The following is a 12,587-nucleotide window of genomic DNA, read 5'->3' on the forward strand; positions in this document are numbered from 1 at the left end:
TCTGCCCCGGCCCGTTCGGCGACCGCGGCAGTTGGTGATCGCGGCGGCCGCCTCTATCTTATCGTGGCCGTTTCCCCGATCCCGGATACCCCTCGCATGAGCACCCTGTTTTCCCCGATCGAACTGCGCAGCCTCAAGCTCTCCAACCGGATCATGGTCTCGCCGATGTGCCAGTATTCGGCCATCGACGGCTCCGCCAATGACTGGCACTTCACCCACATCAACATGCTGGCGCTGTCGGGCGCCGCGATGTTCTGCATCGAGGCCACCCATGTCGAGGATATCGGGCGGATCACGCCGGGCTGCCTCGGCCTCTACAGCGATGCCAACGAGGCGGCGCTGAAGCCGATCCTGGCCTCGGTGCGCAAGCATTCGAAGGCGGCGGTCGCGATGCAGCTCGCCCATGCCGGCCGCAAGGCTTCGAGCCAGCGTCCCTGGGAGGGCGGGCAATTGATCCCGATTGCCGAAGGCGGCTGGCAGACGGTTGGGCCGTCGGCTGTCCCGCATAAGGAAAGCGAGGCGCCGCCGCTGGCGCTCGATGACGCCGGCCTGAAGCGCATTCGCGAGGCCTTTGTCGCGGCCGCCCGGCGGGCCGACCGGCTCGGCATCGATGCGCTCGAGCTGCACGGCGCGCACGGCTATCTGCTGCACCAGTTCCTGTCGCCGATCGCCAACAAGCGGACCGACCGCTATGGCGGCTCGCTCGAAAACCGCATGCGCTTCCCGCTGGAAGTGTTCGATGCGGTGCGCGCCGTATTCCCGGATCACAAGCCGATCGGCATGCGGGTGTCGGCGACCGACTGGGTCGAGGGAGCCTGGGATCTCGCGCAGACCATCGAATTTGCCAAGGAGCTGAAGAAGCGTGGCGTCGACTGGATGGACGTCTCCTCCGGCGGCGTGTCGCCGCTGCAGAAGATTCCGCTCGGTCCGGGCTACCAGGTGCCGGCGGCGCAGGCGGTGAAGGAGGCGACCGGCGTCACCACGATGGCGGTCGGCCTGATCACCGAAGCGAAGCAGGCGGAGGAGATCGTTACCTCAGGCAAGGCCGACATGGTCGCGCTCGCCCGCGGCATGCTCTACGACCCACGCTGGGGTTGGCACGCTGCCGCCGAGCTCGGCGGCGAGGTGAGCGCGCCGCCGCAATACTGGCGCTCGCAACCCTCGACGCAAAAGGCGCTGTTCGGCAAGACCACGTTCGGGACGCGCTAAGTTCACCCACCGTCAGGACCGACCCCGGAATCTCGAGATTCCGGGTTCGATGCTGCGCATCGCCGGAATGACGATGCAATTCATCCTGTTCGGGCACCGAACCAGCGCGTGAGCGCGGCGTCGAGGCCCGCCAAGTCCTCGCCGTCGGCCCACGCGATGCAGGCATCGGGGCGGATCAGCAGCGACGGGCCGGCGCGCCTTGGTACGCATCGTACGAGCATGTCCCAGCGAGCCGCGATCGCTGACGCGGCCCCGCCCGTTGCATCGACCAGCACGGCCCTGCCGTCCTCCATCTGATCGAACAGCGTTGTTGCCGCGCCGTCGTCGCCGAGCGCGAAATTGCCGGAGAGCCGGCCGACCGATGCATGATCGCTGCCGAGGTCGTAACGGATCTTGATGCCGCTGATCATCTCGCCGAAGTAGCGAGTCCCCTCGTCGCCGCTCATCAGGTCGGCGACGATGTCGCGCAGGGCGTCCGTCATGACGTCAGGCCGCATCAACGCGACCTGGGCGCGGGTGTTGGCGAGCACCTTGGCCGCGATCGGATGCCGCTCTGCCGTGTAGCTGTCGAGCAGGCTTTCCGGCATGCGATCGCACACGACCGCCGCGAGCTTCCAGCCGAGATTGGCCGCATCGAGCAGGCCGAGATTCAAGCCTTGCCCGCCGAACGGCGAGTGCACATGCGCGGCGTCGCCCGCCAGCAGCACGCGGCCCCTGCGATAGCTGTCGGCCTGCCGCGCATTGTCGGTGAAGCGGGTGGCGGTCTTGACCGCGGTGACACGAACGTCGGCACCGCTGATCCGGCGCAGGGTGGTCTCGATCTCCTCGCGCGTCACCGGCGCGCTGCGATCCGTCGGCGGTCCGTCGAACTCGGCCATGAACACCCGGCCCGGAATCGGTCCATAGGCCATCATGCCGACCGGCGTCCGCCGCCAGCCGACCGGGAGCAGACGATCCGGATGATCGAGGTCGACGATGGCCTGGTGTCCGGTGAGCGTCGGTTCGGTGCCAGGGAAGTCGAAGCCCGCGCGCTTGCGCACCGCGCTGCGTCCGCCGTCGCAGCCGACCAGATACGCGGAGTGCAACTCCACATCGCCGGACGCGCTCCTTGCCCTCGTCAGGACGCCGTCTCCGGCATCCTCGAAATCGTTCAGTTCGCAGCCGCGCCTGATCGCGATACCCAGTGCCTGGGCGCGCTCGCCGAGCATTTTCTCCAGGGCTTGCTGGTTCACGCCGCGCAACCGCCGGTCCGGCTCGCGCTGACGCGTCTGGTCAATCCCGAAGATGCCGGAGAAGTGACCGCCGAATTTCTTGAACGGCAGCTCCGACTCGCCGTCCGCACGCTTCATGAGCCTGGACATGCTGTCCGCCATGCTGCGTTCGACCGCATCCATCGCCTCGGCAAGGCCACGGCGCTCCAGCGCTTCGCCGGCGAGGGCGCCGATCGCGCCGGCCTTGATGGTCTGGTCAGGCTCCGCCAGCCGCTCGATGACGATCACGTCGGCGCCGCCCAGGGTCAATTCGATCGCCAGCAGCAGTCCGGTCGGTCCGGCGCCGACCACAACCACATCCGTCCGTTCACGCGTCAAGTCGTCACCGTAAATTTGTACCAAGTATAATATTTTTTATGGTACAAATTCTTCCATGTCAAATCGGGACGGATTGCGGGAGCGGAAGAAGGAGGCGACGCGCCAGGCGATCTCGGATGTCGCCACCGAGCTGTTCCTGGAGCGCGGCTTCGACAATGTCTCGGTGGCCGAAATTGCCGAGGCTGCCGAGGTCTCCCGGATGACGGTGTTCAATTACTTTCCGCGCAAGGAAGATCTGTTCTTCGACCGTGAAGAGGAGAGCCGCCAGATTCTGAAGGCCGCCTTTGCCGAGCGTCCAGCCGGCGAAGCGCCGCTGATGACGCTGCGCAAGCTGGTGCAGAGCCTCGCGGACCGGGTGCATCCGTTCGCGAAATTTACCGATGCAACGGCAAAATTCTGGCGCACCGTTGCCGACAGCCCGGCGCTCTCGGCGCGGGCGCGCGAGATGCGCGACGAGTTGATCGATGATCTTGCAGCTGTGCTGGCGGGCGCCATCAAGCGGCCGCTCGCCGATGCCGACGCCCGGCTCGCCGCGTCGATGGTGGTCACGGCGCTGACCGTCGCTTACGCGGAAGGGCTTCGGGAGCACAAGGCCCGCAGGTCGGCCGCGTCGTCACGTGCAACCTTCCTGCAGATCATGGAGCGAAGCTTTTCGGGCATCGCGGCCATGCTGAAGGGGACGCCTTACGTGTGATTCCCGGCCGGGCGGCATGCGACAAAGCCATTGTTCTGCCGTAGCCGGGGCAGGTACTCTCCGGAGCGCGTGCGGAAGACACGTATCGAACAAAGAGAGGAAGCCCATGGAACTCGGATACTTCGCGATGCCGTCGCATCCGCCGGAGTGCGGACTGAAAGAGGGCCACGACTGGGACCTGCAGGTGCTGCGGTGGCTGGACGAGCTCGGCTATCAGGAAGCCTGGATCGGCGAGCACCACACCGCGCCCTGGGAGCCGCATCCGTCGCCGGATCTGTTGATCGCGCAAGCGCTGCTGCAGACCAAGACCATCCGCATCGGACCCGGCGGTTTCCTCTTGCCGTATCATCATCCGGCCGAACTGGCGAACCGCGTCGCGATGCTCGATCATCTCTCGAACGGGCGGCTCAATTTCGGCGTCGCCGCCTCGGGCCTGCCGAGCGACTGGGCGATGTTCAACGTCGACGGCATGTCCGGCCAGAACCGCGACATGACCCGCGAGGCGCTCGAGATCATCCTGAAGATGTGGACCGAGCCGGCTCCGTGGACCCACAAGGGCAAGTTCTGGACGGTGACCAAGCCGGACGCGATGTTCGATTTCCTCAAACCGCACATCAAGCCGCAGCAAGCGCCGCATCCGCCGATCGGCGTCGCGGGGCTGTCGAAGAACTCGGATACGCTCAAGCTCGCAGGCGAGCGCGGCTTCATCCCGATGAGCCTCAACCTCAACCCCGCCTATGTCGGCAGTCACTGGGACTCGGTCGAAGCCGGCGCGGCCAAGACCGGCCGCAAGCCGAGCCGCAGGGATTGGCGGATGGTGCGCGAAGTGTTCGTCGCCGACACCGACGAGGAGGCATGGAGGCTGTCGACCGGCGACATGATGGGCCGGATGATGGGCGAGTATTTCCTGCCATTGCTCGGGCACTTTGGTTTCAAGGATTATCTGAAGGCGTCGCCCGACGTGCCCGACAGCGACGTCACGGTCGAGTATTGCGCCCGCAACAACTGGATCGTCGGCTCGCCCGCGACCGTCACCGAGAAGATCGAGAAGATCTATCAGGAGGTCGGCGGCTTCGGCGTGCTGCTGGTGTTCGGCTTCGACTACAAGCACAAGCCCGAAGCCTGGCACAATTCGCTGCGGCTGCTGAAGCAGGAGGTCTTGCCGAAGCTGAAGCACCTCGACGCCTCGGTCGGCCGCGCGGCGTAGTTTGACGGTGAGGATCATGCGGGCAGCGGCAATGCTGCCCGTATGTCATGACGGATCGCCGGCCTCAGGCCGTTCCGAGCCAGAAACGGGTTTCGATTTGCGCCCAGCCCTTGCCGATGCGGCTGCTCAGCCACGTGTCGCTGCGCTTCAGACCCTTGTCCTTCTGGCCTTCCGGCGTGTTGCGCCAGGCCTGCCAGCGATACTGGCCGTAGATGCTGACGATGCGCGCGGCGTAGGTCAGCGCCAGCTGTGAATCGCCTCTGATGATGACGAGGTTATCGTCGTTCTTGGTGCTGGCGCGGTCGGAGAAATTGTGCGAGCCGGTCATGACCACCGGGTTCTTGCCGGCCGGATCCAGCACGATCACCTTGCTGTGCACGGCGATCATGAATTTTCCGGTGTTCTTGATCTGGTGCTGCCACCAGTCGGCGGTCTTGTCGATGCCGGCGGGCCGGATCACGTCGGCAATCTGCTTGCCCTTGAAGACCTGCTGCTGGCCGCTGCCGGCCAGCAGTTGCAGCTGATCCTTCGGACTGTCCTTGCCCTGCGCCGGGAAGTTGTTGAGCACCCCGCGCACATAGAGGTTCTTGTCCTGCGCCTTCTCCAGGATCGGGCCGAGCAGGCCCTTGTTGCCGGGATTGAGCATCAGGCACACCGCACCATGCTCGGCGTCCTCGATCATCTTGGTCGCTTCCTTGAGATCGCCGCTCTTGGTGGTCGGCGTGAACCAGACACTGATGTTCGAGTTGCCGATCGTGAACGGCCAGACGTGATTGCCGGCCACGGCCAGCGCCTTCGGCGACTTGCTGCCGTCGGCGTAGACCGCCTTCCAATGCTCGTGATAGGCCGCCGCGATCTTGTCGTCGGTGATCTCCAGCCCATTGTTGTTCTGGGTGCAGAGCCCGGTCCGGGTCCAGTTGGTGCTGCCGGTCCAAACCACTTTCGGTGTCTGCGCGCCGTCGCAGAACACCGCGAACTTGTTGTGCGCGTAACGAGCCGGTGCGATCTTGCGGCGGACGATGTCGACGCCCGCCTTCTTCAGCACGCCGGCGTTCTTCTCGGTCTCCTTTGCGGTGGCGTCGGACTTGCCGGTGCTGTTGCCGAGCACGACGTGCGCCTTGCCCTTCAGCGCGGTCAGCGCAGCGATCAATTCAGGATCGTTGAGCTCGTAGAGCGCGACATAGACGTCGACTTTGTCCTTCTTGGCCCCGGCCAGCAGAGCGAGCAAGCGCGCGCCAAGCTCGCCCTTGAGGAAGTCGCGGATCTTGTTGCCCTTGGTGGAGATCGCCTTCTCCAGCGTCTGGGAGGCCTTCGGCGTGGTGCCGATCGCGCGCGACAGCCATTGTGCCGAGATCGTGCCGCGGTTGAACCACGGCTTCAGCGGGCCCGACGGCGTGGCCGAGACGTAGTCGGTCCATGTCGCCGGCGCGCTGTAGGCGGGCTTCACCTTGGTGGCGCCGTCCTTGAGAACCGGAACGACGCCATAGCGGACCGGCGCATCGGCCGGGGCCAGGAAATCGGTCCAGTTGGTCTTCTGCACCGGCCATTCGGTGCTCGGCCGATGATCTCCCGCCTTGTGACCCTGCACCTGATCCTCGAATCCGACCCAGGTGTCGACGACGGTCGCGTTCTTGCCCTGCTGCTGACGATAGAGCGCAAAGCCGAGGCAGTCCGGGATCATTGCCGCGACCTCCCAAACCACGAAGATGCCGTCGGTGGTTGGAAACGCCTGAATTGTGGAAATCATGGTGATGCCTCCAAATCACTGATGAGAAATATCTGCTCGATATGAAGCTGGCGCGTCTGCGCCGCAGCAGATTCGACGTGTCGCGTCGGATCGTTCCAGGCGCCTGGCAGCTCGTCTAGCAAGGGGAGTATGGAACAAGGTATGCAACTGAAACTATCGGCTGGATCACAGATGGATCACGCCGTGTCGACCGTTCCGCCGCTGTTGCAGCTGTCTAGAGCAGCTTCACCGTGACCTTCGCCTTACCATTGTGATCGCCGTAGAACCATTTGGTGATCCAGGGCAGGCCGATGACGGCCTGGTTGACGTAGAGGAAGATCTCGCCGCTGCGATCGGCGGTGAACCTCGCCTTGTAGACCTGCGGGTCGGTGTTCGGCGCCGGCAAGGGGTCGAGGAAATACTCGTCGACGCCGGTTTCTCCGACCCGTGCGATCAGCCTGAACCATGGCCGGAACAGGATGCGCCGCAGGAAGATCGTGGCGTATCCGCGCCAGCGTTTGGCGCCCTCGATGGTCGAGGTCCGGTATCCGATCGGCGTGACCGCGCGTCCGGCGTCCTGCCACGGCTCCGACATCGTGATCGCGATCTCGTACCTGAACCCGGTGCGGACCTTGAGCCCGGTCGGCGCACAGATCGCGCTGGTGTCGAAGTCGGCCGCATCCTGCGGGATACCCTTGTCGACGGCGACGAGCTTGTCCGCCGCGCTCCCCTTGCAGAAGGCGCCCATCGAATCCGCGGCATTGAACAGGAAATGGCTCAGCAGCGTCGCGCCGAACCAGACCAGCAAGGCTGTCAGTGCGAACGGAACAACATGCCGCTTCCCGACATTGAGGATCCACTGATAGATCGTGCTGGTCCGGAAGCGATAGATCGCCTCGTGCATGAACCCGGAGAGCGGCGTCGGGTTCGCGCGGTCACGCCAGATGATCCGCATCCTGTCACTGATCGTTGCGCTCAGCGAACTGCCCACAGCCATCAGCGCGATAGCGGCGATGATGCCGCCGGCGAACCATTCCGGGTTGCCGGCATACCAATCGGTCCACCAATGAAACGAGGCGGGCAGGAATGACTCGATGAAGCGCACCAGCTCCGAGATCATCCTGAACCAGGAGCTGAATTCGTGCTCCTTGTGCTGGTTGTGGAACAACCAGAACGTCGCCAAATGCAGCGACGCCGCCAGCGTGGCGAAGTAGGCGATCCGCCGCATCCAGACGAAATTCCACAGCTTCTCCTGCGCGGCATGACGCGCCGGCGCGCCACTGGGCGTTTCAAACGTATTCAGTCCCAGCGGTGTCACCTGGCCGCTGCGGGAGACGACCACATAGTGCGGTGGAAGTCCGATCGGGGCATAGGCATTGGCACCGCTGTCGATCCGCTCGAACACGCTTTCGTGGATCTTCGGCATCGGCACGCTGACGCCGGCATAGGGATCGTTGCAGAGGTCAGCGACCTTGCGGGGACCGTACCGGTAGTAGGAGCCAAGGCCGGCCCGCGAATCGTAGAGGCGGCCATCCTTGTCCTCGGAGGACTTGATCGCCTTGATCGCATCGGGATCGGCGATCGGCGCGCGCTTGAACACGAGCCCGCGCTTGACGGCTTCGTCGACCAGCCAGGCCAGCGGCACGAAGGCGACGGCGTCGTCCGGATAGCCGCCGCCGACATTGGCATGCATGCCGACGAACCACACCTGGACGAGGCGCTCGCCGTCGATCGTTGCCGGCACGGCCGGTGCGGGCTGTCCCGGCTCCTGCTCCGTCCACAGCACCGGGTGAAAGGTCGTGCGCTCGTCGTCGAGCGCCAGCGCGTGCCGTGCCCACTTGACCTTCGGGCTGAGAATCCGGTTCGGCAGCTCGAGCGGCCACACCCAGTCGGAGATGCCGCGTGTCATCTCGTCGATCGGCAAGCCATAGGCCGCGACGGTGTCCCAGATGCCGATGAACTCGATCGCCGGCACCGGCTTCCGTGCGATCTCCGCATAAGGCTTGTTGCGCTGAAGGCGGTCCAGAACCGGCACGAGGATGTAGTCGCGCAGCGCGCGGAACAGCACCTCGATGCGCCAGATCGAGTGATAGCCCGCGGCCCGGTACGCGCGATAGGCCTTCACCGCGCCGTCGTGCAGTTCGGCTTCGGTGTCCGCGACGATCAGGCCCTGATCGAGGATGAGTGCGGCGAGTGTGCGCACGGTGAATGCGCCGCGGCTGAATCCGAACAGGTAGATCTGCGAATCGTTCTGGTGGTCGTAGTTGCGGCAGATGAATTTGTAGGCATCCAGGATATTGCGCTTGAGGCCGTAGCCAAAGGCGCCGCCGAGCAGCGCAAGCGGAACGAAGGACGACGTGCCGACACCGTCATCATACTTGGCGGCCTGCGTGTTGCCCTGCAAATCCAGCGACTGGAAAATCCGCCAGACATTGGTGCGCCAGACGCTGGAGGCGGCGTTGCCGGTGCCGTCGGACAGGATAATGATCTTCGGGCTCGGCATTGAAAGACGCTCGCTGAAGTGATTGAAGCGGATGGCGCAGCGTAGCAGGGGCCGGATCGAATGCTACCTTGGATCGATCATTAATGACTCCGTGCCGCGTTAGGTGTGAACTGGCGCACAAAAGCGTCACGAGGTCGCGGCCATGTGAGGCGAGACGACTTTCGCAGCGTAACGAAAGGGCCTACGCTGACCGGCGGTGCAATTCATTGATGAGGCACAGCAATGCGCAGCCGCGTCAGAAAATTTGCCCATGTCCTGGAGCGCTTCGGTCTTGCCCTGGCGGGAGCTGCAAGCGGTCTGTTCGTCGCCATCCATGTCGGCTCGAGCGTGTCGGCGCTGACCTCGCAGGCGTTCCTGCTGATCATGATGCTGGGCGGCGCGATCGGATTCTATGTCGGCATCGACACGCCGCCAAAGCTGTTCCATCCGAAGGACGGGACCTCGACGCGTAAGATCGACGCAGCGGAGCTGCTGAGCGCGATCGGCACCTTCCTCGCGACCATGGTCGCGTTCTTCTCGGTCGGTGTCGTCGTGCTGCGCAGCGAGCCGGACATCGCCTGGACCGCGGCGATCATGGCAGGCTGGGTGCTCGGCGTCGCAATGCAGATCGTCGCCGGCACGATCGCCCGCACCCGGGTCTGACGCGTTGGAGCGGCGCCAGGCCCGACCGGCTTCGCCGCCTGGCTTACTTGTTCGCGACCTTGGCGGGGTCCTTGATCGCCTTGAAGGTCTCGTGCTCGACGCTGTAGAGCCCGCCGCCGACCCTCTCGACCTTGCGAATGTAGATGTCGTGGACGACATCGCGCGTCTTCGGGTCGATCGACATCGGGCCGCGCGGACTTTCCCAAGCCATGCCCTTCATGGCTTCGATCAGTGCGTCGCCATTGGTCTTGCCGCCGGTCGCCTTCAGCGCCTCGTAGATCAGATGCATACCGTCATAGGCGCTGACGCTGATAAAGTTCGGACGGACGTTGGCATTGGCCTTGCGGAACGCTGCGACATAGGCGCGGTTCAGGTCGGATGGATGAGCGGCGGAGTAGAATCCGGCCGTGATCATGCCGATCATGGCATCGCTCATTCCCGGCAGGTCTTCGTCGTCAGCGATGTCGCCAGGGCCGATCAGCTTGATCCCGCTCTTGTCCAGCCCGCGCTCGACAAATTGCTTGGCCAGGATGGCGGCCTGGCTTGTCGGCACGAAAATGAACAGGGTATCGGGATTGCCGTCCCGCGCGCGCTGCAGGAACGGCGCGAAATCGGGATTGGCCAGCGGCACTTTCAGCGCCTCGACGATCGATCCGCCCGCCGCGGTGAAGCTTGCCGAAAATACGCCGGCGGCTTCATGCCCCGGTGCCCAGTCGGACGCGATGATGGTGGCCCGCCTCGATCCGTTCCTGGCCGCCCAATCCGCCAGCACGCTGGCCTGCTGCGCGTGCGTCCAGCTGGTGCGGACGAAGTAGGGCGATCGTTCGGTCACGATCGATGTGCCCGACACCATGACGACGGTCGCCGTCTTGCTCTCATTGACCAGCGGCGCGAGCGCCAGCACGCTCGGCGTCAGTCCGCCGCCGAGGATCGCGACCTTGTCGTTGACGATCAGCTCCTGAGCGATGCGCTTGGCATTGTCGGGCACGCTGGCGTCGTCCCGGACGATCAATTCGATCTTGCGACCGGCGACCATATCGCCGTGCTGCGCCATGTAGAGCCGTGCCCCCGCGACCGCCTGCTTGCCGACCGGCCCCAGAACGCCGGTCAATGGCATCACCAGCCCGACCTTCACGGTGTCCTGGGCTTGGGCTGGTCCCGGTTGCACCGCCGAAAGCGCCAGAACAGCTCCGACCAATACGGCAAACGGCGTCCTCGACATGGCCAACCTCCCGCGGGCCCGGAAATGATGCAGGGCCAGCTCGCGACTATCGGCTTCGTCGCTGGGAAGTCCTGATCAAGAAGTGACAGAACGACGAATTTCCTGCTAAATTTCTCCAATTGACGCCGTCTGTGGGCATGGAGTGTCCTCTATGGACCCGACGACTGAATCCGTTTTGATATTTGATTCCTTTGTGCTCGATCTCGCCCGCGGTGTCGCGCTCGTGGATGGCGTCGAGCTCGAGCTCAGGCCGAAGTCGTTCGCGGTCCTCCGCCATCTCGCCGGCAATGCCGGGCGGTTGCTATCGAAGCAGGATCTGCACGCGGCGGTCTGGGGCAATGTCGCGGTCTCGGACGATTCGCTCGTCCAATGCATCCGCGAGCTGCGCCTGAAGTTGCGGGATGACGACCACCGCATCATCAAGACGGTGTCGCGCCGGGGATACCGGCTCGATGCCGAGCCTGCTCCGCTATCGCTGGACGATGGACTGCAGAATGTCCCACGCGGGCCGTCTGCTGCCCGGGGCGGTGCAGCACGTTTGGCCATGCTTCCTCGATGGTCGATGGTCGCGGCCCTGCCGGTGATTGTCTTCGCAGCTCTTGCCTCCGCGCCGCCAATTGCCAACGGGATGTGGCATCCCCTAACGCAATTGGCGAACTGGCTTGCGCCGCAAGATCACGGCATCGTGCCGGATCAGGATGTTGAGCGGATCACCGCGCTGGCGGCCGAGAAGCAGCTGCCGCTTCCCGCTTATCGCGTTCACGCGCCGGCTAGCGATGTGCCGGACAATGTCCGCCGCTTTCTCGGCGTGTGGGTGAGCGGTGAGGGATGGATCAATTCGCACCGCCAATTCATGATGATTGTCACCAATGTCGATCGGGACGGTGTTGCGACCGGCTACCTCGTGAATGGGCCGGCGATGCCGCACAGCCGAGTACCCGGACCCGGATTTTCCGGAGGCTTCACCGGACATGTCCTCGATGACGTCTTGCGATATGACGGCAATGCGGGACTGCATTCTGCATTCATCACAGCGGACGGACGGATCGAGTTCAAGCTCGTCTTCCGCGAGGGAGGCACCAGTGTTGTGTTCCTCGAACCGCTCTGGACGCTCGCCAACCCAGGCCGTGTCGCACGAAATCAAACCTGATTGCTGCGCGTGACGCCCAATCCGGACAGATGCGTGTCGACGAACTGCGCGAGGCGTTCGCGCAGCTGCTCCGGCGGCACCGCGACCATGCGCTCCTCGAGGCCCAGCGAGATGATGCCGTGGACCGCGGAGAACATCATCCGCGACAGCAGCGCAACATCGTTGGGATCGCGATCGGGCAACAGCCGCACCAGCGGCGCGTGCATCAGCGCGAAGGCATCCATCACCATCGCCAGGATATCTTCCGGAAACGGCCGGTCGTGTTCCATCCGGTGCTCGAACAGCGAGCGCAGCAGATTGGCGTGCTCGGTGGCGAAGCCGAGATAGGCGACCGCAAGCCCGTGGAGCTGGCGCAGGGGATCGTCGGCCGGGACCGCCTTGAGCCGCGTGGCCAGGGCCTGAACGGTCTCCCGGTTCACGGTGAGGATCAGGCCGTCGAAGTCGCCGAACTCATTATAGACGCTGCCGATGGAGCAGCCGGCGGCCTCGGCAATATCGCGAACCTTTAATGATCTCAATCCTTTAGTTGCAATATGCCGGCGCGCGATCTCGATCAGCAGACCTCGCCGCTGAAGTTTTTTCCGGTCCCGCCGCGATTCTTCTTGAACAATGTTCATTCTCGTACTACTAATTTGAGCGTTGCTC

10 protein-coding genes are annotated in these 12,587 nt (G+C 64.3%); 5 read left to right on the plus strand and 5 right to left on the minus strand.

The window, feature by feature from the left end:
* Nucleotides 1-96 precede the first annotated feature (96 nt).
* Nucleotides 97-1,209, plus strand: coding sequence for an NADH:flavin oxidoreductase/NADH oxidase (locus tag AC066Y_RS11840; protein WP_478274022.1), 1,113 nt, complete (start codon nt 97-99; stop codon nt 1,207-1,209).
* 80 nt (nt 1,210-1,289) lie between these two features.
* Here the strand turns inward: AC066Y_RS11840 and AC066Y_RS11845 are convergent, their stop codons facing one another.
* On the minus strand, nt 1,290-2,798 hold the full coding sequence (locus tag AC066Y_RS11845; RefSeq protein ID WP_478274023.1) for an FAD-dependent oxidoreductase: 1,509 nt from the start codon (nt 2,796-2,798) through the stop codon (nt 1,290-1,292).
* A 55-nt stretch (nt 2,799-2,853) separates the two neighbouring features.
* On the opposite strand from AC066Y_RS11845, the gene AC066Y_RS11850 reads away from it, so the two are divergent.
* Together AC066Y_RS11850 and AC066Y_RS11855 are read left to right on the plus strand one after the other, a co-directional pair.
* Complete coding sequence (locus AC066Y_RS11850; RefSeq protein WP_478274024.1) at nt 2,854-3,492, plus strand: TetR/AcrR family transcriptional regulator; 639 nt, start codon at nt 2,854-2,856, stop codon at nt 3,490-3,492.
* Nucleotides 3,493-3,598: 106 nt separating this feature from the next.
* Nucleotides 3,599-4,699, plus strand: coding sequence for an LLM class flavin-dependent oxidoreductase (locus AC066Y_RS11855; RefSeq protein WP_478274025.1), 1,101 nt, complete (start codon nt 3,599-3,601; stop codon nt 4,697-4,699).
* Nucleotides 4,700-4,763: 64 nt separating this feature from the next.
* Here the strand turns inward: AC066Y_RS11855 and AC066Y_RS11860 are convergent, their stop codons facing one another.
* Nucleotides 4,764-6,446: a phospholipase D-like domain-containing protein gene (locus tag AC066Y_RS11860; RefSeq protein WP_478274026.1), complete on the minus strand. Its 1,683-nt coding sequence runs from the start codon at nt 6,444-6,446 to the stop codon at nt 4,764-4,766.
* A gap of 214 nt (nt 6,447-6,660) precedes the next feature.
* Nucleotides 6,661-8,928: a DUF2235 domain-containing protein gene (locus tag AC066Y_RS11865; protein WP_478274027.1), complete on the minus strand. Its 2,268-nt coding sequence runs from the start codon at nt 8,926-8,928 to the stop codon at nt 6,661-6,663.
* A 222-nt stretch (nt 8,929-9,150) separates the two neighbouring features.
* On the opposite strand from AC066Y_RS11865, the gene AC066Y_RS11870 reads away from it, so the two are divergent.
* Nucleotides 9,151-9,570, plus strand: a complete 420-nt coding sequence (locus AC066Y_RS11870) for a hypothetical protein (protein ID WP_478274028.1) — start codon at nt 9,151-9,153, stop codon at nt 9,568-9,570.
* A 43-nt stretch (nt 9,571-9,613) separates the two neighbouring features.
* Here the strand turns inward: AC066Y_RS11870 and AC066Y_RS11875 are convergent, their stop codons facing one another.
* Complete coding sequence (locus tag AC066Y_RS11875) at nt 9,614-10,792, minus strand: ABC transporter substrate-binding protein (protein WP_478274029.1); 1,179 nt, start codon at nt 10,790-10,792, stop codon at nt 9,614-9,616.
* 151 nt (nt 10,793-10,943) lie between these two features.
* On the opposite strand from AC066Y_RS11875, the gene AC066Y_RS11880 reads away from it, so the two are divergent.
* Nucleotides 10,944-11,942, plus strand: a complete 999-nt coding sequence (locus AC066Y_RS11880; RefSeq protein WP_478274030.1) for a winged helix-turn-helix domain-containing protein — start codon at nt 10,944-10,946, stop codon at nt 11,940-11,942.
* Here AC066Y_RS11880 and AC066Y_RS11885 read toward each other — a convergent pair.
* On the minus strand, nt 11,933-12,559 hold the full coding sequence (locus tag AC066Y_RS11885) for a TetR/AcrR family transcriptional regulator (RefSeq protein ID WP_478274229.1): 627 nt from the start codon (nt 12,557-12,559) through the stop codon (nt 11,933-11,935). The genes AC066Y_RS11880 and AC066Y_RS11885 overlap by 10 nt on opposite strands.
* Between the last annotated feature and the right edge of the window lie 28 nt (nt 12,560-12,587).

It is taken from the genome of Bradyrhizobium sp. USDA3010, assembly GCF_056429065.1.

What these genes read in the sequence shown, in the direction of transcription:
- AC066Y_RS11840 (WP_478274022.1), top strand. Translation starts at nt 97, where the DNA reads ATGAGCACCCTGTTTTCCCCGATCGAACTGCGCAGCCTCAAGCTCTCC.
- AC066Y_RS11850 (WP_478274024.1), top strand. Translation starts at nt 2,854, where the DNA reads ATGTCAAATCGGGACGGATTGCGGGAGCGGAAGAAGGAGGCGACGCGC.
- AC066Y_RS11855 (WP_478274025.1), top strand. Translation starts at nt 3,599, where the DNA reads ATGGAACTCGGATACTTCGCGATGCCGTCGCATCCGCCGGAGTGCGGA.
- AC066Y_RS11860 (WP_478274026.1), bottom strand. Translation starts at nt 6,446, where the DNA reads ATGATTTCCACAATTCAGGCGTTTCCAACCACCGACGGCATCTTCGTG.
- AC066Y_RS11865 (WP_478274027.1), bottom strand. Translation starts at nt 8,928, where the DNA reads ATGCCGAGCCCGAAGATCATTATCCTGTCCGACGGCACCGGCAACGCC.
- AC066Y_RS11870 (WP_478274028.1), top strand. Translation starts at nt 9,151, where the DNA reads ATGCGCAGCCGCGTCAGAAAATTTGCCCATGTCCTGGAGCGCTTCGGT.
- AC066Y_RS11875 (WP_478274029.1), bottom strand. Translation starts at nt 10,792, where the DNA reads ATGTCGAGGACGCCGTTTGCCGTATTGGTCGGAGCTGTTCTGGCGCTT.
- AC066Y_RS11880 (WP_478274030.1), top strand. Translation starts at nt 10,944, where the DNA reads ATGGACCCGACGACTGAATCCGTTTTGATATTTGATTCCTTTGTGCTC.
- AC066Y_RS11885 (WP_478274229.1), bottom strand. Translation starts at nt 12,559, where the DNA reads ATGAACATTGTTCAAGAAGAATCGCGGCGGGACCGGAAAAAACTTCAG.